The following is a 22764-nucleotide window of genomic DNA, read 5'->3' as shown; positions in this document are numbered from 1 at the left end:
GTAGGCCACTTCGAACGGCTGAACCGACCATGCGAAGGAGAACCATGGGCCACCGGCGGCGGGCATCCGTCATCATCGCGACCTACAACTCAGCTGACCTGCTGTCGGAGACCCTCCGGCAGCTCGCCCGGCAGACGATTCCCACCGACGACTTCGAGGTGATCGTCGGCGATGACGGGTCCACCGATCACACCGCGGAGGTGGTGCGGTCCTACGCCGACCTGTTGCACATCAAGTACTTCCACCAGGAGGACCGGGGGTTCCGGGTCGCGTCCGCCCGGAACGGCGCGGCCCGGATGGCGGTCGGCGCACTGCTGGTCATCCTCGACACCGGCTCGATGGTGGGTCCGGATTTCCTCGCCGCGCACCTGGCCGCCCACGGGGGCGGCGAGTCGCGGCGGGCCGTGGTGGGGCCCAGCTACGGCTACAACCCCGACGTGCCGATGGTGGGGGTGGACGAACTTCTCGCCCAGCTGCCGCCCGAGCTGGTGGTGGAGCGCTACCGCCACCTACCGGAGTTCCAGGACGTCCGTCAGCCCTACTTCGTCGGCTGCGACATGGACCTGAGGAAACGGTCGATTCCCTGGCAGGCCTTCTGGACCGGAAACTGTTCGATCCGGATGGACGACTTCCGCCGGGTCGGCGCGTTCGAGGAACGATTCCAGGGCTGGGGCGGCGAGGACATGGAGCTGGGATTCCGGCTGCACCGCGCCGGCCTGACGATCGAGCTCGCGACGGAGGCGTGGGCGGTCGTCGCGCCGCACGACCGCGACCACAAGGCCAACTTCGACGAGCTGTTCGCCAACATGCGGTTGTTCCTGAGCAAGTTCCCCGAGCCCGCTGTCGAGATGGGTCTGGCCGTGATGGTGGAGAAGGGGGAGTTCTGGCAGTGGGAGCCGATGTACCTGGAGCTCCTCGACTGGCAGCAGCGGGCGCGGGGTCTGAGCGTCTCCGACGAGATCGCCGACGCCCTGATGGACGTGCCCGACGGTGAGGCGGTCACCATCATCGGGTGCGGCGGCGAGCTGCCCGCGTCGCTGACCGGCGCGACAGTCGTCGACTTCGATCACGAACTCCTCGAACGCGCCGTGCGCTCGGGTGACCACAGCGGCTACCACGCTCTCGGGCTGGCGACGACGCTGAGCGACGACAGCGCCGGCACTGTCGTCATCACCTCCCGGATGGCGGGCCTCTGGGCCACCTGGGGCCCAGAGATCCTGGCCGAGGCCGGCCGGATCGGCCGGCGGACGATCTCGTACGCCAGCCCGGTCACCTCGCCCGCACATTCGCCGGAAATCCACTTCGAAGGGAGAGCCGCATGACAACCCTTGTCGTGTCACCGCATCTCGATGACGCGGTGCTGTCCTACGGCGGCCACCTCGTCCAGTTGGCCGACGCCGGCGAACACGTCGTCGTCTACACGGTGTTCGCCGGCAGTCCCACGCCGCCGTACTCACCGATCGCGACCACCTTCCACGACCAGTGGGCGATCGTCGGTGATCCCGTGGCGGCGCGGCGCGACGAGAACGACGCGGCCCTCGCCGCGCTCGGCATTGACCCGCCGTACCTGTGCGGCCCGTTCCTCGACTCGATCTACCGCAGGAACGCGCAGGGCGGATGGGTGATCGACGACGAGAACCCGATGGACCACCACGCCGACGACGAGGACGACCTGGTCGCCGCCGTAGCCGCCGACATCGAGCGGGTGATCGGGGAGTTCTCGGCCGACCGGGTCGTCACGTGCGCGGCCGTCGGCAATCACGTCGACCACCGGCGTACCCGCGACTCCGTCCTCGCCGCGGTGGCCAGGACGGGCTCACCGCTGTCGCTCTGGGACGACTTCCCCTACCTCGCGTGGCCGGGGGTCAACGTGATGCCGCCGCTGCCGGCGGGCGTGCGGGTGGCGGAGCCGGTGGCCGTCGCGGTCAGTGACACCGACTGGGCTCGCAAGCTCCGCGCGGTAGGTGCCTACGCGAGCCAGATCGCGATGCTGGAGAGCGGTGGCCAGACCATGAGCGAGCAGTACGCCGACGACTGCGCGAACCGCCGCGGCCAGTACGGGGTCGACGGATTCTACGAGACCGTCCGAGAGGTGCTGGCGGTCACAGATTCCGCTCCACTTCGGTCAAGCGCTCGCTGAGGAACGCGCGCTCGACGTCGTTGTCGGTGAGGGTCAGCGCCTCCTCGTACGCCGTCCGGGCCTGCGACCACCGCCCCAGTTGGCGGAGGAAGTCGGCCCGGGCGGCACTGAGGTAGCCGTACGTGGCCAGGGCCGGGTCGGCGAGCAGGGGGTTCAGCGCGTCGAGCCCGGCCCGGGGGCCGTCGCGCAGCCCGACCGCGACGGCACGGTTGAGATCGACCACGGGCGAGGGCCAGAGCCGGAACAGGGCGTCGTAGAGCCGCACGATCTGGGCCCAGTCGGTCTCCCTCCAGCTCGGTGCCTCGGCGTGCACTGCGGCTATCGCGGCCTCCAGGGCGTACCGCGTGGGGGGCCGCCGGCGTAGCGCGTCGGCCACCAACGACCGGCCCTCGGCGATGAGCTGCCGGTCCCAGCGCGAGCGATCCTGCTCCGACAGCAGCACCAGGCGCCCGTCCGCGGACATGCGGGTGTCCTGGCGCGAGGCGTTGAGTAGCAGCAGCGCGAGAAGCGCGCTGATCTCGGCGTTGGTCGGCATGAGCAGATGCAGCATGCGGGCCAGGCTGATCGCGCTCTCCACCAGATCCTGCCGAACCAACTGGGCGCCCAGCGGTGCCGTGTGCCCGGTGGTGAAGATCAGGTGGACGACCTCGAGGACGGCGCTGACCCGCTCCTCGAGCTGGTCCGGGCCGGGCACGCGGTATGGAATGCGGGCCGCCGCGATCTTCTTCTTGGCCCGGGTGATCCGGGCTGCCATGGTCGCCGGCTGCACCAGGAACGCGCGCGCCACCTCGGGGGTGGAGAGCCCGCAGACCAGGCGCAGCGTCAGGGCGACCTGCGCCTCCCGGGCCAGGGCGGGGTGCGAGCAGGTGAAGATGAGGCGCAGCCGGTCGTCGACCAGGCCGTCCTCGGGCCCGGGAGTGGTCTCGTCGGCGACGAGCAGCGGCATCTTGCGACGGAACACGGACTCGCGGCGCAGGACGTCGCGGGCCCGGTTGCGCGCGATGGTGGTCAACCAGGCGCCCGGTCGATCGGGGACGCCGGTCTCCGTCCAGGTCTCCAGGGCCTGTGCGAACGCGTCCTGCGTGCACTCCTCGGCGAGGTCGAGGTCGCGGGTCAGATGGGCCGTGGTGCTGAACACCTGGGCCCAGTCGCGGCGGTGCGCCTGGGCGACCGCCGCGACGACCTCGTCTTTCGTCCGTGGATCGGCCACGTCAGCCGTGGTCGACCACCGGGCGGATCTCCACACCACTGTGCGAAGCGTGCACCTCGGGTAGCAGCGTCGCCATCGACAGAACCTCGTCCAGGTCGGTCGCCTCGATCAGGTAGTAGCCGCCGAGTGCTTCCTTGGTCTCCAGGAACGGACCGTCGGTCGTCTGGATCTGACCTGCCGGGTCCGAGCGCAGCGTGGTGGCCGTGGCCGTCAGCTCCAGCTGCTGGCCGTCGATGATCTGCGTGCCGGCCTTGGCGGCGAACGCCTCGTGCGCCGCGTCGTGCGCCTTCCACTGCTCGTCGGTCATCGCGTCCCACTGCTGGGGGTCGCCGTAGATGAGGATCATGTACTTGGCCATGTCTCAGGTCCTGTCGTGTGCCGGCCCCCACGGTGGTGGCCTCTACATTACGACGGGTCGCGCGGGCGGTAGATCGACAGCAGCGCCGAAAATCTGGGTCGCGCCTACCGGGGTTCAGTCCATCGCGTGTGCGAGCAGGCGGTCCAGGGGCTCGAGGTCGAACGGGGTGTCCAGGCCGAGGATGACGTGGGTGGCGCCGGCCTTGAGGTAGGCGTCGACCTCGTCCACCTCAGCCGTCTCGATCATCGTGGTGCGCTCGATCTCGGCGGGGTCGCGGCCCTGCTCGGCGCACCAGCGGTCGAGGACTGCGCTCTTGTGGGCGAAGCGCTCGGCCGAACCGAAGTCGTTCCACATGTCCGCGTACCGGGCCACGATGCGCAGGGTCACCTTCTCGCCGCCACCGCCGATCAGCAGCGGCACCCGTGCCGCCGTCGGGACCAGCGCCGCGAGGCGGGACCGCACGGTCCGCACGCCGTCCTCCAGCGCCCGCAGCCGCTCGCCGGCGCTGCCGAACCGGTAGCCGAACTCGGTGTAGTCCCGCTCGAACCAGCCGGCGCCCAGACCCAGGATCACGCGACCGTCGCTGATCTGGTCGACGGTGCCCGCCATGGCCGCGAGCAGGTCGGGGTTGCGGTAGCTGTTGCACGTCACGAGCGAGCCGAACCGGACGCGCCGGGTGTCGGCGGCGAGCGCGGCCAGCGTGGTCCAGCACTCGTAGTTCGCGCCGTCCGGGTCGCCGTAGAGCGGATAGAAGTGGTCCCAGGTCCAGACGGTGTCCACACCGAGCTCCTCCGCCGCACGCCAACCCTCGCGTAGCTGGGCCATCTCGCAGTGCTGTGGCTTGAAGAGCACCCCGACCTTGAATCGAGCCATGACCGTCTCCTCTGGATTTACGCGTTATCGAGTCGAGGATGCCCGCCACGACCCCGCAAAACCTCTTCAAAATTGCTGTTCCGACGCCATGAAGGCACACGCGGAGTGGATTTCCGCGCTCGGCAATTGAGAAGAAATATGGAGCCGGGGAGGTCATTAGGTTCAGCGGCAGATTCCGCTCTTCGCACCACCGGATTCCTGCCCGGTGCCGTGCACCGAACCATGGAGGCCCGCGATGGGTAAATGCCCGATCATGCTCGATCCTGAGGGACGTGACATTCATGCCGAGGCTGCCCGGATCCGCGCCGAGGGCCCGGTCACCCTCGTCGAGGTTCCCGGCGGCTACCACGCCTGGTGCGTCACGACGTACGACATTGGCAAGAAGCTGCTCGCCGGTGACCAGCTCTCCAAGAACGCGAAGGAGGACTGGCCCCCGTTCGTGCGCGGCGAGGTGCCGCACGACTGGGAGCTCATCACCTGGGTGGCGATGGACAACCTGACCGTCCGGGACGGCGCCGACCACGACCGGCTGCGCAAGCTGGTGTCGCACGCCTTCACGCCGCGCGAGGTCGAGAAGGCCCGCCCCCGCGTCGAGTCGATCGTGCAGCGGCTGCTGGACGACATGGAGGCCAGCACCCGACCGGGTGAGACCGTCGACATCAAGGGCCAGTTCACGTACGCGCTGACCGCCACACTCATCTGCGACCTCTTCGGCGTGCCGGAGGAGGTGCGGGAGGAGGCGCTCAAGGGCACCAAGCAGAACAGCCTGACCAACCACACCGGCGAGATGGCGGCGGCGAACCTCGACCAGTGGCACGACGCCATGTCCAAGCTCGCCGCCCGCCGCCGTCAGGACCCGGGGGACGACCTCACCAGCGTCCTGATCGCCGCCACCGAGGACGGCGAGACGCTCTCCAACGAGGAGCTCATCGGGAGCCTGCACGTCCTGCTCGGCGCGGGCTCGGAGACGTTGAGCAACGTGCTGGCCCACTGCATCATCGACCTGAGCACCCACCGCGACCAGCTGGAGCTGATCCGCACCGGGCAGTACACCTGGATGGACGCCTTCGACGAGGCCGTCCGCAAGGACGCCGCCGTCGCCCAGCTGCCCTTCCGCTACGCGAAGGAGGACATCGACGTCGCCGGCGTCCACATCGCCAAGGGCGACCTGGTCCTGATCGCGTACGCCGGGATCGGCCGGGACCCGGCGCTGCACGGCGACACCGCCAACGACTTCGACATCACCCGGGCGGACAAGACGAACCTGTCCTTCGGGCACGGCGAGCACTACTGCCTGGGACGGCCGCTGGCCACGATGCAGTCGATGGTGGCCCTGCCGGCCCTCTTCGAGCGCTTTCCCGACCTGACCCTGGCCGTGCCGCGCGAGGAACTGCCTCCGCAGGGCTCGTTCATCATGAACGGCTACGACCGGGTGCCGATGTACCTCACCGCCGCGGTCCCCGCGGTCGCCTGAGCCCCGTGCCGACCGTCATGGCGGTGGCCACCACGATGGTGGCCACCGCCATGCGTACGTCTGGTGCTCCGAAGCGGTTTCGCGGGCTCAGGGCAGTCGCGCCAGGCCGGCGCCGGTCAGCAGGTGCACGGTGCCGGACGGGTCCGGGTCGCCGCCGAGCCGCAGGAAGGCCGCACCCGCCGCCTCCGGCGTCAGCACCGGACGCATGGGCTCGACGAACGTCTCGGGCGGGACGCCGGCGCGCTCGGCGTACGCGTCGACAGCCGCCCGACCGAGGCCGGTCTCGGGAGTGAGCTGCGGCAGCACCGTGTGGAACGTGATGCCCAGCCCGGCGCGGGTGGCCTCCTGGGCCGCGTAGTCGGCCAGGAAGCGTACGGTCGCCTTGCCTCCGGCGTAGCCGCCGCTGAGCACGGAGCCCTTCAGCGCGGCGCCGCTGCTGGTCACGATGACCCGGCTGCCGGGCGCCAGGGGCTGGCGCAACACCTGCCGCAGCCAGAGGAACGCGATGCGCACGTCGGTGTTCCAGGGGGTGGAGAACGTCTCCCAGGTCTGCTCGGCCAGCGGCAGCAGCTCGGGTGCGGCGCCGGCCACCAGGGCGAGGACGTCCGGCGGGTTCCGGCGGAGCACGTCGAGACTGGCCGGGTCGGTGGCGTCCGCGTCGACCAGGCTCAGGGCGCCGTGCGCGTCGGCCAGGGCGGCCAGCGGTGCGGTGTCCCGCGACAGGGCGGTCACCGTCGCGCCCGCCCCCAGGAACGCCTCGGTCACCCCGCGGCCGAGGCCACGGCTCGCGCCGACCACGAGCACCTTCCGATCGGACCAGTAACTCATCTCGCCCACCATTCATGATGCCGTCGGTCAATTGGTCACCGTAAAGCTACGATCCTGGTCGAGCCCGATCTTCTTTCAGAATGCGCGGTTCCGCACGACGCTCTGATTTGTCTTTTCCGGCCGGCGCCCAGGGGTTAACGTGACTTCCTGAATTCCCGGCAACGACCTTCAGCGCTTCATGCAGCCGCCCATTTGCGCCATCCGCTTCCCGGCGGGGGTGCGATGGGGCCGTACCAGGAGGAGACCCCGTGCAGACAACCGAGACGTCACACCGAACCGATCTGACGAAGAGGGCGGCCGACATCGTCCCGGTGCTCCGGAAGAATTCGTTGTGGCAGGAGGAGAACCGCCGGCTCGCCGACGAGAGCGTCGAGGCGATGACGGCTGCCGGAATCTTCCGGATGCGTACCGCGGCGCGTTTCGGCGGGTACGAGGCGGACGCCCACACGCTGCTGGACGTCGGCATCGAGTTGGGTCGCGGCGACGGCGCCGCGGCGTTCGACGTCGCCGCCTGGTGGATCACCTCGTGGAACGTCGGCCTGTTCCCGGACGAGGTGCAGGACGAGATCTTCGCGGACCCGGACGCCCGGATCAGTGGGACGCTGGCGCTCAACGGCACCGGCGTCCCCAAGGACGGCGGCATCGTGGTCAACGGTGAGTGGGCGTTCAACAGTGGCGCCGCGCACAGCGGGTGGAAGCTGCTCTCCACTCTGCTCATCCCGTCCGACGGCGAGCCCGAGCCGGTGATGGCCGTGGTGCCGATGAGCGCGTTGCGCATCGTGGACGACTGGCACGTCTCCGCGCTGTCCGGCACCGGCAGCGTCCGGGCCGTCGCGGAGGATGTCTTCGTGCCCGGCGCCAACGTCATGCGGATCGCCGCGTTCACCGCCGGCGAGTACGCGTCCGAGCGCAACCGGGACCTGCCGATGTTCCAGTCGCCGCTGGTCGCGGCGGTAGCGGCGTCGACCTCCGGCAAGATGATCGGCATGGCTCGTGCCGCCCAGGAGCAGTTCTACGCCCGGATCAACGAGCGGCCCATCTCCAACACCAACTACGAGCGTCAGGCGGACGCGCCGATCACGCACCTGCAGGCGGCCGACGCCGCCCTCAAGATCGACGAAGCCGAGGGGCACGCGCGCAGGCTCGCCACGCTGGTGGACGAGCGCGGTCTGACCCGGGAGCCGTGGACGATCCGCGATCGCGCGTACGCCCGCGCCGTGGCCGGTCGTGTGCCGCAGCTGACCGCCGAGGCTGTCGACATCCTGGCCGGCGCCTGTGGCGCGTCGTCCATCTACACGAGCGAGCCGATCCAGCGGATCCGGCGCGACGTCCGCGCGGTCACCCTGCACGCCCTGCATCTGCCGACGACCACCATGGAGCTCTACGGCCGGGTGCTGTGCGGCCTGGAGCCCAACACGTTCTTCATCTGACCGCTCCACCAGCTCGCGGATGTCCACCGATACGTCGGTGGGCATCCGCGCGCCTGTATCCGGGTGCTTCCGGCCTGGCCGCCGGCACTTCTCGGACGTTGCGCCCTGCCGACCCGGCGCACGCTGGAAGACGCCAGGACCGCGTGGAGCCGGCCACGATGGTCATCAGTTGCCATCAATGGACAACCGACGGAAGTGGGTAGCAGATGACCACCAACACGACGGCTCCGGTCCTGGACGGATCGGACCAGGCGGCGATCGGCGCGGTCTCGGCCCGGATGGTGAAGGCCTGGGCGGCACACGACGCCGACGCCTTTGCCGACCTGTTCGTCGAGGACGGCACGCTCATCCTGCCGGGCGTGTACGTCAAGGGCCGCACGGCCATTCGCGACTACATGGCGGACGCCTACCAGGGCGTGTACGCCGGCACGACAGTCACCGGGAAGCCGATCGAGCTCAAGCCCCTCGGGCCCGGCGCGGTCGCGCTGGTGACCGTCGGCGGGGTGATCGCGGCCGGCAGCACCGAACTGGCCGCTGCGGACGCCATCCGGGCCTCGTGGATCCTCGTCAAGCGGGACGACGACTGGGTGCTCTCGGTCTACCAGAACTGCCCGCGTGACCCAGCCTGAGTAGCCAGTTCCGAGGGCCGGCCATCTGGCCGGCCCTCACGCGTCAGCGGCGGCGGCACAGGCACAGTCACTGTGCTCTGCCGCGGCTGACCGCGTCGGGTGATCGGGCGGGCGCCGGCCCCCTCGCGGCCCGTCCCGGTCTGGTCGACCCGTGCGCCTCAGCTTCGGGGTGTCAGGAGCGCTCAACGTCGTCGGCCGTGCCCTGGTTGGCCGGCACGAGGCCGAATCGCCGGGACAGGTGATGCTGCTGCCCGAGCTGGCGCATCGCCGCGAACGCCTGGTGCAGCAGAACGTTGCGGGCGAGGGCCTCGATGCGCGCCGTGCGGTCGTTCTCGATCCGACTTACCTCGTGCCGGGCGAGCCGGTCAGCCGCCTCTCGGTAGACGTCGAGAAAGTCCGGATCGCAGTCGCAGCCCAGGCGCCGCATCGCGGCGAGCGCGAGGGTGAGGTGTGAGCGGGCGGCGGCGTCCGGGTCGATCTCCCAGCCGGACGCCTCGATGATGCGGTTCGCGTCGACCCGGGCGAGCTCGAGGCTCTCGTCCTCCTCGACGGCGGTGTCCTTGCCCGCCATCGACACCTGGTTGAGCACCTCGAACAGCTCGATCGACGACAGGTGCTCCTCCTCGGCGGCGATCAGGAGCCGTCGCACCGACGTGAGGTCGAGTTCACCGATGGAGGTGAATATCTTGATCAGCCGAAGGCGTCGCAGGTGATTCTTGTTGTAAAGTGCCTGGTTGCGCCCCGTGGGTTCGCCGGGTGGGAGCAGGCGCTCGCGCAGGTAGAACTTGATCGTCCCGACCGGCACCCCGGACTGCCGGCTCAGGTCAGATATTCGCATCGTGGCTCCCCGTGATCAACGTTTCAGGCCCATGGATCGCGACGCTCGGCGAGCTGTGGCTGCGCCGCGGAAATAACGCGGTCGTTGCGGCGTCGCTGCCGGCGGAGGTCGTCGTGGCTGTCCTGGGCTGGTGCGGACCGAGAAGCACGGGTGATCCGCTCCTTCCGAGCGTGGTGCCGGATGCGCAATCGAGATGGCTGATGGTCGCGCCGTCCGATAGGAGACTAGGAGACTCGGAGATACTTCGGCAACCCTTAATTGCCACACAAACACTGTTAGTAACCAAAGGCGGCCAGCCAATCACGTCCGTCACAGGCCGTGAACGGATGAGGGCGACCGCGTCCGCGAGCCACGCCCGTTGTCGCGGTTGACTGCACAAATAGAACTGTCCACCATGAAAGCCCTGCCTGCGGCACGTAACTGAGGGTTCATCGGCATGCTGATCACGTTTCCGGCTTGTGTCGTCGGCGGGTATCGTCGGGGAAGTTGACCGATGGCGGCAGGGGCCGGACCGGCCTGCTGGCAGCCGGCCAGCGTCCGTCACCGCCAGCTGCCGAAGACCGACCGCGTGCGCTGCGAGCAGTGCCAATGATGATCAGTTCCAGTCATCCGTCGGCGGATCGCGGCCGGCTGGGCAGGTCTGGGCCGCCTCGGTCGCAGCGTGTGCATGTATCGGCGATAGACGCTATCTATATCCAGTAGCGCCAATATCTGCCGCTTCTTCACGATTGCGTCGCACGCTCACCCAGGGTTGATTGCCGACGTGCTGTCGGTTAGTGTTGCCATAAGTCGAGAGATCATCGGCGTCAATGACCGCACTGTTCCGGCTTTTATATTCAATTGTCAGGTAGGCGCGCAGATATCTGACTGCCACGAGTTGAATAGTTCAGCGGAACAGCACCTGGGGGAGTGTCATGAAAGACGTTTCTGAGCAAGCGGTGCTGCGCGCAGTCGCGGCGATGCACGACCGCATGGGTGAACAGTTAACTGTCGATGACATGGCTCGCGCCGCAATGTTCAGTAAATTCCACTTCACTCGCATCTTCCGGCGGGTGACCGGTGTGTCGCCGGCCCGCTTCCTCTCGGCGCTGCGCCTCCAGCGGGCGAAGGACCTGCTCATCACCACCTCGATGAACGTCGCCGACATCAGCGTCCGCGTGGGGTACAACAGCGTCGGTACGTTCAGTTGGCGGTTCAGCCGTAGCGTCGGTATGTCGCCCACTGCGTTCCGTCGACATGCCGGCTACACGCAGTCTATCCACCCGCACTTTGAGTGGCGCTCCGGGCGATCGCCGAGCGGCCAAGTGTCATGCCAGGTCCGTCTCGCCGAGGAGCATGACCATCCGCTTATTTTCGTCGGTCTGTTCAGCGGCCGTATTCCGGAGGGACGGCCGGCGCGGTGCGCCGTTCTGCAGCAACCCGGCTCGGTCCACTTCGACGCGGTTCCTCTGGGCTCCTGGTACCTGTTGGCCCAGGCGGTGTCCGCCGGTGCGGACGGTGCCGAGCAGCGCGCCGACGTGGCCGATCGTGCCGTGTCGGTGGCGACGTACGGTCCGATCACCGTCCGTGCCGACTCGAAGGTCACCGCGAGCATGGTGCTGCGGCGTAGCAGTGCACTGGATCCGCCGGTGCTGCTCGCCCTGCTCGACGCGCGCAAGTACGCGCTGAGTCAGGCCCAGCACGGCGGTACTGCCGCGGTGCGGGGCCGGGTGGGCGCGGCCGCCTGAGGGCGTCGCCCCGCGGGGCGGGAGGCCACCAGGCTCGGCGGTGGATGCTCCGATGCGCGAGGCGCGCGGGCACCGGCGGGCCGACAGACGGCGAGAGCAATCGGCGAATCTGACGCGGGAGGTTCTGATGGTCGCGAGACGGGTTGCTTCCTCGGTCGCTCAGAAGCACGTCAGATTCCTCACCGTCGTGCCCGCCGCGACGGCGCGCGGACTCGTCGCGGCGGTGTATCGCCAGGTCGCCGAGGAATTCCAGATCGTGGTGCCGCCGGCGTTGTTGCACTCGCCGTCCGACGACGTCCTGGCGGCCTACTGGGCCCTCACCCGGGAGCCGCTGTTGCCGGCCGGCGCGGTGGACCGCGCGGTCAAGGAAGCGGTCGCGGCCACGGTGTCGGTGGCCAACACCTGTCCCTACTGTGCCGATCTGCACGTGGCGGGCCTCTTCGAACTCTCCGACGAGCGCGATGCCGAGGCGATCGCTGCGGATCGGCCGGACGAGATCGCCGACATCCGCGTACGACGCGTCGTGGAGTGGGCGCGCGGCGCACACCGTGCCGACGGTCCGCCGCTGCCATCGGACGTGTCCGAAGTGGAGCGCGCGGAGCTGGTCGGGGTAGTGGTGGGCTTCCACTACCTGAGCCGCGTGGTCAACGTCTTTCTCGCCAACTCGCTGCTGCCACAGGGTCTCGGCCCGCGCGCGCGGCGCCGGCTCAATCAGGGGCTCGGCCGGGTGCTCCGGCCGACCCTGCGAGGACAGCACGTCGCCGGCCGCGCCACCCGCCTGCTCGACGCCGCGCCGCCGACCTCGGACGTCGGCTGGGCCTCGGGCAGCCCGCGCATCGCAGACGCGGTGGCGCGCTCCTACCGGGTCTTCGAGGTCGCCGGGCAGCGCTCGCTCGACCCCGAGGTCCGCAGCCTCGTGCTGACCCGGCTCGACGAGTGGGCCGGGGAGGATGCCGGCCTCAGTACCCGCTGGTGCGAGGAGCTGATCGAGCCGCTGACCGCACCGCAGCGGGCGGCGGCACGCCTCGCGCTGCTGACCGCGTTCGCCTCCTACCGGGTGGGCCCCGAGGTCGTCGAGGACTTCCGCTGCCATCACCCGGCGGACGCCACGCTTGTCGACGTGGCCGCCTGGGCCAGCTTCGCCGCAGCCCGTCGGATCGGTGTCCGGCAGAGCGCACACGAGGAGAAGAACGGCGGGCGTCCCCGGCGTGACAATGGCGCTGTCGTGCCTCACGAGTCGTGAAAGGCGCGGACGAAGAGCCAACGCCGGTGAGAACCAGTGTCGTTTCTCGTTGGCCCCGTGCTGCGGCGATGCGGCGCGTGAATCGAACCCCCCGGAATAGGAGAACCGAATGGCGGTCGCACCGGTTCGCACACTCAACCAGGCCCATCACCGGGCAGCGCTCGGCGGATTCCTGGTGATCACGCTCGCGCACTGGGCCGAGCACCTGGTGCAGGCGTACCAGATCTGGGTGCTCGGTTGGGCCCGTCCCCAGGCCCGCGGCGTGCTCGGGCAGTTCCTCCCGTGGCTGGTGACCTCGGAATGGATGCACTACGGGTACGCGCTGGTCATGTTGGTCGGCCTGTTCCTGCTCCGCCCCGGCTTCGTCGGCCGGGCCCGGACCTGGTGGACTGTCGCCCTGGCGATCCAGTTCTGGCACCACATCGAGCACTTCCTGCTGCTGTTGCAGGCGCAGACGCACCACAACTTCTTCGGCGCGGCGGTGCCGACCAGCGTCCTGCAACTGATCTATCCGCGGGTCGAACTGCACCTGTTCTACAACTCGGTCGTGTTCCTGCCGATGATCATCGGAATGTATCTGCACCTGCGCCCGAACGATCGGGAACTGGAGCAGACGCACTGCAACTGCGTGCAGACGCAGGCGCACCCGAGCGTCGTAGCGGCCTGACGGTGTCCCGTCGGACCCGCCTGCTCATCGCCGCCGTGCTGGTCCTGCTGCCACTGGGTTGGCTCGTCGCGGTCACCTACCGCGCTCCGGCGGTACGCCTCATGGGCAGCTCGCCCGCTGACGCGCAGAGCCTGACGACGGCACCGGGCGAGGCACGACTGAACCTGTCGGCGGCTGCCGACCCCGCGCTGTCACACCTCTCGGTGGTCGACAGCGCGGGGCGGCGGGTGGACTCCGGTGCGGTGACAGCCGGGCCGGGCGACGTCCTGCGCGTGCCCGTCCGGATCCCGGCCAACGGCACCTACACGGTCGTGTACCACGTCATCGGCGTCGCCGGCGGGCAGACCAGCGGCGTCATCCGCTTCGCCGTCGGCACCCAGGCGTCCGGCGCCGCGCCCGCCGACATCCACGCGGCGCACGAGCACGGCGTCGACCCGCTCAGCGCGGTACTTCTTTTGCTCAACTTCGCCACTGTCGTCGTCCTGGCGGTCCTGCTCGTCCGCCGACCAGCGCCGCGCCGCGTACCTCCGCGGTAGCGCCGCCGTCGACGAGCCGCATGGCGAAGGCCCCGGATGCCGAGACATCCGGGGCCTTCGTCGTGCGGTTCAGCTCCGCAGGGTCGCCACGAACGAGCGCAGGTCACCGACCAGCAGGTCCGGCTGCTCCATGGCGGCGAAGTGGCCACCCCGCTCGAACTCGGTCCACTGGACGATGTTCGTGAAGCCCCGCTCGGCGAAGCGCCGGACGGGCTGCCCGGGGTCGCGGGGGAAGATCGCCACGCCCAGGGGCACCGGCAGGGGCGGCGGGGGCGGCGGGGGAGTCTTGGCGATGGGCAGCAGCTCGGCATTGTCGTAGTAGAAGTGGGCAGACGACGCGCCGGCGCCGGTCAGCCAGTACAGCATCACGTTGGTGAGGATCCGGTCGCGGTCGATCGCCTCTTCGGGGGCCTTGGTCGAGTCACTCCACTCGTGCAGCTTCTCGACGATCCAGGCGAGCTGGCCCACCGGCGAGTCGTTCAGGGCGTACGCCAGCGTCTGCGGTCGGGTGGCCTGGATCTTCATGTACCCGGACTGGTCGTCGACGTAGTTCATCAACAGCCCCAGCCGGCCCCCCTCGACCTCGGTCAGCCCGGCCAGGTCGGCGGGGTCGCCCGAGGGCGGCGTCGGCAGGAAGTTCACGTGCGCGCCGATGACGTGCTCGTGGTCGAGGCCCGCCAACACCAGGCTGATCCAGGCGCCGAAGTCGCCGCCCTGGACGACGTACCGCTCGTAGCCCAGGCCGGCCATCAGCTCAGCCCAGGCGGCGGCGACCCGCGGCATGGTCCAGCCCGGACCGCTGGGGGGCCCGGAGAACCCGAAGCCCGGAATGGTGGGAATGACCAGGTGGCAGGCGGTCGCGGGGTCGCCGCCGTGGGCGCGCGGATCGGTGAGCGGCCCGATGATGTCGGTGAACTCGGCGAACGAACCGGGCCATCCGTGCGTGATGATCATGGGAGTGGCGTCCGGCTCGGGGGAGCGCACGTGCAGAAAGTGCACTGTGGTGCCGCCGACCTCGGTGGTGAACTGCGGAAAGGAGTTGAGCCGGGTCTCGGCGGCACGCCAGTCGTAGCCGGTTCGCCAGTACTCCACCAATTCGCGCAGGTAGGTCGCCGGCACGCCCCGGCTCCAGTCCTCGGCGGGCGAGTCGGCAGGCCAGCGCGTGTCGGCGAGACGGCGGCGCAGGTCGTCCACGTCGGCCTGCGGAATGTCGATCCGGAACGGTTTCATGCGGCAATCCTCACTCGATGAGGGAACGGAACGCTATTCCTCGCGACAAGGAACATCGCGGCGGCGTCCGCGGACCATGTTAGCGATGTGAAGGTACGCCGGAAAGGTTTGTGGAATCCCTTTCCGGACTGAGCATTCTGGAAGAAGAAATGATGCATCCGGTCGATACGATAACTGGAAAGAATTGATTCTTATCCCAATCCAGGAGGCTGACGATAATGGGCGTTCCGCCGATTGCGCATGCGGTGGTCCTCGGCGGCAGCGTCGCCGGATCACTGGCGGCCCGGGTCTTGTCCCCGGCCTGCGAGCGGGTCACCGTCGTTGACCGCGACGATCTCTTCGGGCCGGTGGAGCCCCGCCAGGCGGCGCCGCAGGGTCACCACATCCACGCTCTGCTCGCCCGCGGCCAGCAGATCCTGGATGAGCTGTTCCCGGGTTTCACCGACGAACTGGTGGCCGGTGGGGTGCCGATCGGCGACTTCGGCACCAGTCTCAGCTGGTACTTCAACGGCCAGATGATCCGTAAGGCCGAGACCGGGCTGGTCTGTGTCGCGAGTGGACGGCCACTGCTCGAGTCGCGCGTACGCGCCCGGGTCCGGGCCCTGGGCAACGTCACCTATCGGGACCACACCGACATCGTGGGCCTGGTCGCGTCGCCAGACCGGCAGCGGATAGTCGGCGTCCGCGTGCAGGGGCGGGAGCTGGGCGCACCCGAGGAAGTCCTCGACGCGGACCTGGTCGTCGACACCACCGGGCGCGGCTCGCGGACGCCGCTCTGGCTGGAGGAGCTGGGCTACCAGCGGGTGCCGGAAGAGCGGGTCAAGATGGACCTGACATACACCACGATGGACTTTCACGGCCCGCTGTCGTTCGACCCGATCGGCGAGGACATCGCCCTGCTCCCGGTCGCCACCCCGGCGCAGCCGCGCGGCGCGATCTTCGCCCGGATGCCCGACCGGTACGCCATCTCGCTGACCGGCATCCTGGGCGACCGGCCGCCGACCGACCACGAGGGCTTCCTGTCCTATGTGCAGTCCCTGCCCGTACCGGAGATCTACAAGGCGGTCCGCGACGCCGAACCGATGGGACCGGCGGCCACTTTCCGGTTCCCGGCGAGCATCCGCCGACGCTACGAGCGGCTGGCGCGGACGCCGGATGGGCTGATCGTCCTCGGTGACGCCGCGTGCGTCTTCAACCCCGTCTACGGCCAGGGCATGACGGTGGCGGCGATGTCCGCCCGATTGCTCGGTGAACACGTGCTTTCCGGTCCGCCCGCGCCGCGGGCCTTCTTCCGGGACCTGTCCCGGCTCATCGACGCGCCCTGGGACATGTCGGCCGGAGCCGACCTCGGCTTCCCCGGTGTCGTGGGCCGACGGACGGCAAAGGTACGGATGGGCAATCTGTACATCCCCCGCCTGCAGGCGGCAGCGGCTCACGACGGCGTGCTGACGACTGCCTTCCTGCGCTCCGCCGGCCTGGTCGACCCGCCGCAGGCGCTCATGCGCCCCGCAATCATCTCCCGCGTGCTGCGCTCGCGGCGCTGACCCGCTCCAGTCATCGAGACCGCCAACGCCCTGCTGGGCGGACGCCGGCAGGTCGCCCCAGCCGAATCCGCGACAGTTCCCCGGCACTGACCGAGCATCCGGACGCCATCGAACCGAGAGGCAGAACCGTGACCGAACAGCAGATTCCCAAGGTGATCGCCGACCTGACGGCCGACGGCGAGGATCTCGACCGCCTGGTCAGCGACCTCGACGCGGCCGCGTGGGCGCTGCCGACCCCCGCGCCCGGCTGGACCGTCGCCCACCAGGTCGCCCACCTCGCGGCCACCTTCCGCATGGCCGGACTCGCGGCGGCCGACCCCGACCGGTTCGTCGCCATGACCGGGCGGCTGGGCGCCGACTTCAACGCCAACGTGACAGCGGCACTGTCCGGCTACCTCGCCGAGGAGCCCGCCGAGTTGTTGCGGCGGTGGCGGGAGGAGCGGGCGTGGGCCGAGAAGGCGCTGGGCGCCCTGCCGATGAACCAGCTCGTCCCGTGGTTGGTGCGTCCGCTGCCGGCGGCGGTGCTGGCCATGGCCGGGATGATGGAACTCTTCGCCCACGGTCAGGACATCGCCGACGCCCTCGGCGTCCGGCGCACGTTCACCGACCGGATCGGGCAGATCGTGGGGTTCGCGGTCCGGACCTGGGACTTCGGTTACCAGGCGCGCGGGCTCGAAACCCCGGACGTCGAGTTCCGCTTCGAGATCACCGCACCGTCCGGCGCCCTGTGGGAGTTCGGCCCGGCGGAGTCGCCGGAGCGCGTCACCGGGCCCGCGGAGGACTTCTGCCTGCTGGTCACCCGCCGCCGGCACCGCGACGATCTCGCGGTACGTGCGCAGGGGGACATCGCCACGCACTGGTTGGAGATCGCCCAGGCCTATCGGGGCCCCGCCGGCCCGGGCCGGGAGCCGGGTCAGTTCGCGGATCGGGCCAACTGAGCTGAGCGTCGTCGCCGGGTGGACACACCCGGCGACGACGCCGGTCCCATCCCGGGCGTGCGGGACCACGTCGAAAGCCCAGCGCAGGGCCGGAAATCGACCGGGCACGCTCGGAGACGCGCGGCTCACCGAACCCGGTGAGGATGAAATCGCCGCGGTGACCGCCGCCGTGGCCCCGAACGAAGGGTGGCCGGTATGTCCAGAGTGTTGGGTTCGATGCGCCGGATGGTTCTCGCGCCGTCGCTAAAGCAGGTCTCCTTCGCCGCGCTCGGTTTCCCGGTCACCACCTCCGCCACCACGGTCCACCTGGAGGCGATCCCGCAGGCGGTGGTCTGCGGCTTCGAGTGGGCGATCGAGGGTCCGAGCGTCGCCGAGCTGGAACGCCGGCTCGCTCTCGTCGACCCGGAACGTCGTGGCTTCGCCTACGAGGGCGCGACGATGGCCTACACGGTCCTCGACGCGACGGCAGGCGGTTCCCGCACCCGGGAGCTGCTGGAGGGGCCGGGACGCCCGCACTACTTCCTCGCCTGCATCGGTATCGGCTTCGCGATGGCCCGGCTGCCGCGCGTGTTGTGGCGCAAGGTGTTGCCGGACCTCACCGGGATCCCGTACCACCCGACGATGAGCTGGCTGGCCGTCGACGGCTACGGCTTCGACAAGGCGTACTTCGACCAGGCAACCTGGATCACCGGGCAGCGACTGCCGCGGCCGTACCCGTGGCAGGGGCACGCCGACTACTTCGCGCGGGCGTTCGACCAGGGCGTCGGCCGGGCGCTGTGGTTCCGGCACGCGGCCGATCCGGCGGCGGTGGCCGTGACCGTCGACGGCTTCGCGGCCGCGCGCCGCGCGGACCTGTGGAGTGGTGTGGGACTGGCCGCGACGTTCGCCGGCGGATGCGACACCGCGGGCTTCGAGGCGTTGCGGTCGCTGGCCGGCGAGTTCGGCCCGCACCTCGCCCAGGGCTCGGTCTTCGCGGCCAAGGCGCGGACGTGGGCGGGCTACTGCCCGGAGCACACCGACGCGGCGGCGCGGGCGCTGACCGGCCTGTCGTCGCAGGCCGCCGCCGAGCTGGCCGACGCCGCGGCGGTCGACGCCCCCGCCGACGGCCTGGCCTACGAAGAGTGGCGGCGGGTGATCCGGGAGCGGGTCATCCAGCCCGCTGGCGTCAGCGACAGCTAGGACCGCCGCGGACGACGACCAGAGGAGTCTTCGATGACCACCAACAACGCCGATCCGGCGGCGCTGGCGCCCCGTGATCTCGCCATCTTCGTCAAGAGCACCCCGATGCCGGACGTCCGCGCGCTGATGAGCGGGGAACGCCGGGACGCCCTGTTGCGGGAGGTGTTCCGGCGGATGCCTGACGTGTTCCGGGCCGACCGGGCCGCAGGTCTCGACGCCGTCATCCACTGGGTGATCGGTGACCGACCCGACGGCGGTGTCGACCGCTACCAGCTGGAGATCGCCGACGGGGTGTGCCGGGTGTCTCCCGTCGCGGACCGCGAGCCGAAGCTGACGCTGACGATCGGCGGCGCCGACTTCCTGCTCGTGGTGACGGGCAACGCGCATCCGGTCGTGCTGACGATGAAGGGCCGGCTGCGCACCCGGGGTGACCTCGCGCTGATCGCGAAGTTCCCCTCCCTGTTCGACGTGCCGAAGGTCTGACAGCACACCGAAACAGGCCCGGCCGATATCCGGCCGGGCCTGTGGTCGTGCGCCGGTCAGCCGACCGCCTCGTACGCGGTGGCCAGCACGTCGCCGTGCCGGCGTGCCGCGGTCAGGGCGGCCCAGGCCGCCAGGGCGAGCAACGCGACGTCGTCGTGGCCCTCGGCGCGTACCGCGGCAACCGCCGAGTCGGAAACCCGGTACGAGGCGAAGGCGACGAGCATCGCCAGTCGTCCGGTCGCCCGGTCGGCGACGGAGAGCCCCGCCAGCCGCCTGTCGAGCCAGTCCGCCATCCCCGCCAGGTCGCCAGGGGCGGCGTCGTCGACGAGGCACTCGCGTACCAACCGCCGTACGGCGGGAGGCACCGCCCGCTGCCCGGCGTCCTCGATGACCGCCACCGCTCCGGTCATGGCGGCGGCGACGTGTGGCAGCCCCGCAGCCCACCGGAGGTCGTCCGGTAGGCGCCGAACAGTGCCGGCCGTGCCGGGCAGCAGCGGCAGGGACTGCCCGGCCACCGCCTCCCGACCGGCCAGCCGACCCATCAACCGTGCCGCGACGCTCCGGGCGCCACCGAGCAGGGGAGCGGGAACCGCAGCCAGCGGTGATTCCCGCAGGAAGACGTTCACCATGCGGTTGAGGTAGTGGAAGTCGACGGCCACGCCGATCAGCTCCGGCGACAGGACCGTCGGCAGCGGCGGCGGCGAGCTGCCCCGCCGCCCGAGCCCGCGTACGGCTGCCTGGTGGACGTCCACGCAGTAGGGGCAGGCGTTGGCGGCCGACACCGCTGCCGCCACCGCCTCGCGCTCACGACGGCTCGTCGTGCCCGAGACGAGCAGGGTCTCGCGCAGCATGCACCAGGCCGCGGCGAGCAGGCCCGGCGCGCGGGCGTGCAGGGCGATGGGCGGCGCGAGCAGGCCGAAGTCACGTTCGACCTGCTCGTACACCCGGCGGACCGGCACCGGCGCGGCCCCCGGAGGCACCGGGGAGACATATCGCAGGTGCGCGAAGGTGCTCCGCCGGGCCAGCCCGGCGACCGTGAAACTCATGACCGCAGGTGGGCGACCGCACGCCGACCGGCGGTCTCGCCGTCCGGCGACGGCGCACCGTAGGTCACCTCGACACCCCGTTCCCGCGCGGCCCGCACGATGCCCGGCATGGCGCGTTCGGCGAGGGCCGCGATCGTCGAGGCCGGATTGACGGTCAACGCACCGGGCACCGCCGATCCGTCGGTTACGAAGATGCCCGGATGCCCCCGCAGCTCGTGGCGGTCGTCAAGCGCCGACGTCGCCGGGTCGTCGCCGATGCGGCACGAGGCCAGGGGATGCACGGTGTAGGCGCCCACCAGGTCGTTGGTCCACGGCATCACGCGGGACAGCCCGTCGCGCTCAAGGATGTCCTTGACGTCGGCGTCGGCCAGGGACCATCCGCGCCGGGTGTTCGCCGTGGGCTGGTACCGCAGCGGGCCGTGGCCCAGCATCTGCTGCGAGAAGCGGTGGGCGTTGCCGGTCTCCGGCGGCGGGCCGAAGACGCCCTCGTTGTCGTCCTCCGACATGGTGAAGATCGTCAACCACGACTGCCAGCGGCGCAGCATCTCCTTCTTGTCCCGGCCGAACCAGCTGGGGCTCGCGTCGGGCACCTGCGCCAGGATCGTGCCCAGCGCCGGCGGGAAGTAGAGCTGTTCGAGGGAGTACCGCTCGTACTCGGGCAGGGTGCCGTCGAGCCGGTCCCAGCTGGCGACCGTCGGGCCCCGTCCGATCTGGTACGCCTCGTAGGCCCGTCCGTCCGGCCGCGACAGCTTCAGCACCTCGCGGACCCGGTCCTCGTCGAACACTGCCGTGTTGAGGCGCTCACCGTTGCCGGAGAAGTACCGCCCGACCGCGTGCGGCATCCGGCCCAGATGGGGCTCCGACCGTTGCAGGATCACCGGTGTGGCGCCCGCGCCGGCGGCGATCACGACGATCTTCGCGTCGATCGTCCCCTCGCCGTGCAGGATCCGGTAGTCCTCCTCGTCGACCACGCGATAGTGGACCCGGTAGCTGCCGTCGTCGTTCCGGACCAGGTGCTGCACCTCGTGCAGCGGCCGGATCTCGGCGCCGTGCGCCAGGGCGGCCGGCAGGTAGTTGAGCAGCAGCGAGCGTTTGGCGTCGAAGCGGCAGCCGGCCATCATCCAGTTGCAGTTCGTGCACATGTCCACATCGATGGCCGACGGCGCCGGGTTGGCGGTACGTCCGGCGTGGTGGCAGGCGGCGCCGAACAGGCCACCGGCGTACGGAACCCGGTCCCAGGTCTGCTGGGTGATCGGCAGTGCCTCGGCCACCCGGTCGTACCAGGGCTCCAGGGTGTCGCGGCTGATGGCGGCGGGCCACATGCGTCGCCCGATGCTGCCCTGGCGCTCGAAGACGAAGCGTGGCGCCCGCGGCATCGTGGCGAAGTAGACGACGCTGCCGCCGCCCACGCAGTTGCCACCCAGCACGCTCATGCCGTCACCGATGACGAAGTCGAAGACCCGGGTGTACGACGAGCCCAGCTTGAAGTCGTGCTCGAAATCGTCGGCCTTGAGCCACGGACCGCGCTCCAGGACCGTCACCCGGGCGCCGCCGGCGGCGAGGTGGTACGCGGCGATGGCGCCCCCGAAGCCGCTGCCGATGACCAGGACGTCGGTGGACTCGGTGGCCGTCATGCGGGGCTCCCCGTTGCGGTGGTGGACGGATGGGGGTTGGCGAGCTGCCGGCCGTACGAGAACGTGGGGAACCGCCAGAGCCCGTCCGAGTCGGGCGTCTCGTAGCCCATCGCGAGCAGGCCCGGATGCCCGGTGGCCAGCGCCTCCACGGTGTGCAGGTGTGGCGCGCTGTCGAAGGCCATGTTGCAGAAGAGCGCCAACCCCACCCACATCTGCTTGTCCGGGTGGTCGGGGCTGGTCAGCTTCTCGATCAGCGCGGTCCGGGCCTCGAACGGCAGGCCCACGAAGGGCGGCAGGTCCGGGTTCAGGTCGAGGCCCGTGGTGGCGGCGTGCTCCCGGGCGTACTCGTCGAGTTCCACGCAGATCGTGTCGAGCGCCGGCGCCAGCCCTCCGGCGGGGTCTTCGAGCAGTTCGATCGCGCCACCCGCGACGGCACCGCCGCCGACGTCGACGCCGGCGATCGCCGCATCGTCAGGGCCGCGCTTCTCACCCGGGATGATGGTGTCGGCAAATGCCTCCAGAATCATCGTACGCACCCGGTGTTCGGCCGCTTCGTCGGATTCCACGGCACGCTCCTTCGAGGAAGTCCGGATGTCAATTCCGGAGGTGTCGGTCGGATGCCAGTCATCGTGGTATCGGGCCGCCCCCGAGTCCATCTCCTGTGTTGCGCTAACCGCGCCGCAATGGTCATTCCCGCTGTCCACTATCCACTCGGCTGCCGGTAGATGGCCTTGACCTGTGGAAACCTGCCGCCTTC

At 70.0% G+C, this 22764-nt stretch carries 22 protein-coding genes; 13 read left to right on the top strand and 9 right to left on the bottom strand.

The window, feature by feature from the left end; all coding sequences use genetic code 11:
* Nucleotides 1-44: 44 nt before the first annotated feature.
* Together ACLQ27_RS31615 and ACLQ27_RS31610 are read left to right on the top strand one after the other, a co-directional pair.
* On the top strand, nt 45-1322 hold the full coding sequence (locus ACLQ27_RS31615; RefSeq protein ID WP_425870175.1) for a glycosyltransferase: 1278 nt from the start codon (nt 45-47) through the stop codon (nt 1320-1322).
* Complete coding sequence (locus ACLQ27_RS31610; RefSeq protein ID WP_425870173.1) at nt 1319-2140, top strand: PIG-L deacetylase family protein; 822 nt, start codon at nt 1319-1321, stop codon at nt 2138-2140. Before ACLQ27_RS31615 ends, ACLQ27_RS31610 begins: the two co-directional genes overlap by 4 nt.
* Here ACLQ27_RS31610 and ACLQ27_RS31605 read toward each other — a convergent pair.
* The 3 genes from ACLQ27_RS31605 to ACLQ27_RS31595 all read right to left on the bottom strand — a co-directional run bounded on the left by ACLQ27_RS31605 (nt 2103) and on the right by ACLQ27_RS31595 (nt 4581).
* On the bottom strand, nt 2103-3350 hold the full coding sequence (locus ACLQ27_RS31605) for an RNA polymerase sigma factor (RefSeq protein WP_234582946.1): 1248 nt from the start codon (nt 3348-3350) through the stop codon (nt 2103-2105). The genes ACLQ27_RS31610 and ACLQ27_RS31605 overlap by 38 nt on opposite strands.
* Nucleotide 3351: 1 nt before the next feature.
* Nucleotides 3352-3708, bottom strand: a complete 357-nt coding sequence (locus ACLQ27_RS31600) for a YciI family protein (RefSeq protein WP_234582944.1) — start codon at nt 3706-3708, stop codon at nt 3352-3354.
* Nucleotides 3709-3822: 114 nt separating this feature from the next.
* Nucleotides 3823-4581 carry an LLM class F420-dependent oxidoreductase gene (locus ACLQ27_RS31595; RefSeq protein WP_234582943.1) on the bottom strand — a complete coding sequence of 253 codons (759 nt, stop codon included), beginning with the start codon at nt 4579-4581 and terminating at the stop codon, nt 3823-3825.
* 235 nt (nt 4582-4816) lie between these two features.
* Between ACLQ27_RS31595 and ACLQ27_RS31590 the strand changes: the two genes are divergently transcribed.
* On the top strand, nt 4817-6055 hold the full coding sequence (locus tag ACLQ27_RS31590) for a cytochrome P450 family protein (RefSeq protein ID WP_357495382.1): 1239 nt from the start codon (nt 4817-4819) through the stop codon (nt 6053-6055).
* Between the two features lie 87 nt (nt 6056-6142).
* Here the strand turns inward: ACLQ27_RS31590 and ACLQ27_RS31585 are convergent, their stop codons facing one another.
* A complete protein-coding gene (locus ACLQ27_RS31585; RefSeq protein WP_425870170.1) occupies nt 6143-6883 on the bottom strand; it encodes an SDR family oxidoreductase in 741 nt (246 codons plus the stop codon).
* A 248-nt stretch (nt 6884-7131) separates the two neighbouring features.
* Between ACLQ27_RS31585 and ACLQ27_RS31580 the strand changes: the two genes are divergently transcribed.
* Nucleotides 7132-8313, top strand: coding sequence for an acyl-CoA dehydrogenase (locus ACLQ27_RS31580; protein WP_234582939.1), 1182 nt, complete (start codon nt 7132-7134; stop codon nt 8311-8313).
* A 206-nt stretch (nt 8314-8519) separates the two neighbouring features.
* Complete coding sequence (locus tag ACLQ27_RS31575; RefSeq protein ID WP_425870168.1) at nt 8520-8942, top strand: SgcJ/EcaC family oxidoreductase; 423 nt, start codon at nt 8520-8522, stop codon at nt 8940-8942.
* Between the two features lie 172 nt (nt 8943-9114).
* Here ACLQ27_RS31575 and ACLQ27_RS31570 read toward each other — a convergent pair whose 3' ends face one another.
* Nucleotides 9115-9780, bottom strand: coding sequence for a MerR family transcriptional regulator (locus ACLQ27_RS31570; protein ID WP_234582936.1), 666 nt, complete (start codon nt 9778-9780; stop codon nt 9115-9117).
* Between the two features lie 914 nt (nt 9781-10694).
* Here ACLQ27_RS31570 and ACLQ27_RS31565 point away from each other — a divergent pair.
* The 4 genes from ACLQ27_RS31565 (at nt 10695) to ACLQ27_RS31550 (ending at nt 13953) form a co-directional block, all read left to right on the top strand.
* Nucleotides 10695-11507, top strand: a complete 813-nt coding sequence (locus ACLQ27_RS31565; protein WP_425870166.1) for a helix-turn-helix domain-containing protein — start codon at nt 10695-10697, stop codon at nt 11505-11507.
* 127 nt (nt 11508-11634) lie between these two features.
* Entirely contained in the window at nt 11635-12750 is a 1116-nt protein-coding gene (locus ACLQ27_RS31560) for a carboxymuconolactone decarboxylase family protein (protein WP_425870164.1), read from the top strand.
* Between the two features lie 109 nt (nt 12751-12859).
* Nucleotides 12860-13417 (top strand): hypothetical protein, encoded by a 558-nt coding sequence (locus tag ACLQ27_RS31555; protein WP_234582933.1) that lies wholly within the window; start codon nt 12860-12862, stop codon nt 13415-13417.
* Between the two features lie 2 nt (nt 13418-13419).
* Nucleotides 13420-13953, top strand: a complete 534-nt coding sequence (locus ACLQ27_RS31550) for a copper resistance CopC family protein (protein ID WP_357495371.1) — start codon at nt 13420-13422, stop codon at nt 13951-13953.
* A 69-nt stretch (nt 13954-14022) separates the two neighbouring features.
* On the opposite strand, the gene ACLQ27_RS31545 is transcribed toward ACLQ27_RS31550, so the two are convergent.
* A complete protein-coding gene (locus tag ACLQ27_RS31545) occupies nt 14023-15183 on the bottom strand; it encodes an epoxide hydrolase family protein (RefSeq protein WP_357495369.1) in 1161 nt (386 codons plus the stop codon).
* Nucleotides 15184-15401: 218 nt separating this feature from the next.
* Here ACLQ27_RS31545 and ACLQ27_RS31540 point away from each other — a divergent pair, with 218 nt between their 5' ends.
* The 4 genes from ACLQ27_RS31540 (at nt 15402) to ACLQ27_RS31525 (ending at nt 19327) form a co-directional block, all read left to right on the top strand.
* Nucleotides 15402-16727: an FAD-dependent oxidoreductase gene (locus ACLQ27_RS31540; protein ID WP_357495367.1), complete on the top strand. Its 1326-nt coding sequence runs from the start codon at nt 15402-15404 to the stop codon at nt 16725-16727.
* 128 nt (nt 16728-16855) lie between these two features.
* On the top strand, nt 16856-17665 hold the full coding sequence (locus ACLQ27_RS31535) for a TIGR03084 family metal-binding protein (RefSeq protein WP_357495365.1): 810 nt from the start codon (nt 16856-16858) through the stop codon (nt 17663-17665).
* A gap of 195 nt (nt 17666-17860) precedes the next feature.
* Entirely contained in the window at nt 17861-18844 is a 984-nt protein-coding gene (locus ACLQ27_RS31530; protein ID WP_425870161.1) for a DUF1702 family protein, read from the top strand.
* 33 nt (nt 18845-18877) lie between these two features.
* Nucleotides 18878-19327 carry an SCP2 sterol-binding domain-containing protein gene (locus ACLQ27_RS31525; RefSeq protein WP_234582925.1) on the top strand — a complete coding sequence of 150 codons (450 nt, stop codon included), beginning with the start codon at nt 18878-18880 and terminating at the stop codon, nt 19325-19327.
* Between the two features lie 56 nt (nt 19328-19383).
* Here ACLQ27_RS31525 and ACLQ27_RS31520 read toward each other — a convergent pair whose 3' ends face one another.
* From ACLQ27_RS31520 to ACLQ27_RS31510, 3 genes are read right to left on the bottom strand one after another with little or no spacing between them, the layout of a single operon-like run.
* The gene (locus ACLQ27_RS31520; RefSeq protein WP_357495361.1) at nt 19384-20373 is read right to left on the bottom strand and encodes a carboxymuconolactone decarboxylase family protein; all 990 of its coding nucleotides are present in this window, start codon (nt 20371-20373) and stop codon (nt 19384-19386) included.
* On the bottom strand, nt 20370-22007 hold the full coding sequence (locus ACLQ27_RS31515; protein ID WP_357574507.1) for a GMC family oxidoreductase: 1638 nt from the start codon (nt 22005-22007) through the stop codon (nt 20370-20372). The genes ACLQ27_RS31520 and ACLQ27_RS31515 overlap by 4 nt, the downstream gene beginning before the upstream one ends.
* Nucleotides 22004-22573 (bottom strand): DUF5987 family protein, encoded by a 570-nt coding sequence (locus ACLQ27_RS31510; protein WP_425870158.1) that lies wholly within the window; start codon nt 22571-22573, stop codon nt 22004-22006. Before ACLQ27_RS31510 ends, ACLQ27_RS31515 begins: the two co-directional genes overlap by 4 nt.
* Nucleotides 22574-22764 lie beyond the last annotated feature (191 nt).

Origin of the sequence: Micromonospora sp. DT63, from assembly GCF_049841615.1 — a bacterium.
In the GTDB taxonomy this organism is placed as follows: domain Bacteria; phylum Actinomycetota; class Actinomycetes; order Mycobacteriales; family Micromonosporaceae; genus Micromonospora.
The sequence above is the reverse complement of the archived record's forward strand: the minus strand, read 5'-3'. Positions and strand labels throughout refer to the sequence as shown.

What these genes read in the sequence shown, in the direction of transcription:
- ACLQ27_RS31595 (WP_234582943.1), bottom strand. Translation starts at nt 4,581, where the DNA reads ATGGCTCGATTCAAGGTCGGGGTGCTCTTCAAGCCACAGCACTGCGAG.
- ACLQ27_RS31575 (WP_425870168.1), top strand. Translation starts at nt 8,520, where the DNA reads ATGACCACCAACACGACGGCTCCGGTCCTGGACGGATCGGACCAGGCG.
- ACLQ27_RS31585 (WP_425870170.1), bottom strand. Translation starts at nt 6,883, where the DNA reads ATGAGTTACTGGTCCGATCGGAAGGTGCTCGTGGTCGGCGCGAGCCGT.
- ACLQ27_RS31590 (WP_357495382.1), top strand. Translation starts at nt 4,817, where the DNA reads ATGGGTAAATGCCCGATCATGCTCGATCCTGAGGGACGTGACATTCAT.
- ACLQ27_RS31530 (WP_425870161.1), top strand. Translation starts at nt 17,861, where the DNA reads ATGTCCAGAGTGTTGGGTTCGATGCGCCGGATGGTTCTCGCGCCGTCG.
- ACLQ27_RS31540 (WP_357495367.1), top strand. Translation starts at nt 15,402, where the DNA reads ATGGGCGTTCCGCCGATTGCGCATGCGGTGGTCCTCGGCGGCAGCGTC.
- ACLQ27_RS31545 (WP_357495369.1), bottom strand. Translation starts at nt 15,183, where the DNA reads ATGAAACCGTTCCGGATCGACATTCCGCAGGCCGACGTGGACGACCTG.
- ACLQ27_RS31520 (WP_357495361.1), bottom strand. Translation starts at nt 20,373, where the DNA reads ATGAGTTTCACGGTCGCCGGGCTGGCCCGGCGGAGCACCTTCGCGCAC.
- ACLQ27_RS31600 (WP_234582944.1), bottom strand. Translation starts at nt 3,708, where the DNA reads ATGGCCAAGTACATGATCCTCATCTACGGCGACCCCCAGCAGTGGGAC.
- ACLQ27_RS31615 (WP_425870175.1), top strand. Translation starts at nt 45, where the DNA reads ATGGGCCACCGGCGGCGGGCATCCGTCATCATCGCGACCTACAACTCA.
- ACLQ27_RS31565 (WP_425870166.1), top strand. Translation starts at nt 10,695, where the DNA reads ATGAAAGACGTTTCTGAGCAAGCGGTGCTGCGCGCAGTCGCGGCGATG.
- ACLQ27_RS31515 (WP_357574507.1), bottom strand. Translation starts at nt 22,007, where the DNA reads ATGACGGCCACCGAGTCCACCGACGTCCTGGTCATCGGCAGCGGCTTC.
- ACLQ27_RS31525 (WP_234582925.1), top strand. Translation starts at nt 18,878, where the DNA reads ATGACCACCAACAACGCCGATCCGGCGGCGCTGGCGCCCCGTGATCTC.
- ACLQ27_RS31570 (WP_234582936.1), bottom strand. Translation starts at nt 9,780, where the DNA reads ATGCGAATATCTGACCTGAGCCGGCAGTCCGGGGTGCCGGTCGGGACG.
- ACLQ27_RS31560 (WP_425870164.1), top strand. Translation starts at nt 11,635, where the DNA reads ATGGTCGCGAGACGGGTTGCTTCCTCGGTCGCTCAGAAGCACGTCAGA.
- ACLQ27_RS31555 (WP_234582933.1), top strand. Translation starts at nt 12,860, where the DNA reads ATGGCGGTCGCACCGGTTCGCACACTCAACCAGGCCCATCACCGGGCA.
- ACLQ27_RS31610 (WP_425870173.1), top strand. Translation starts at nt 1,319, where the DNA reads ATGACAACCCTTGTCGTGTCACCGCATCTCGATGACGCGGTGCTGTCC.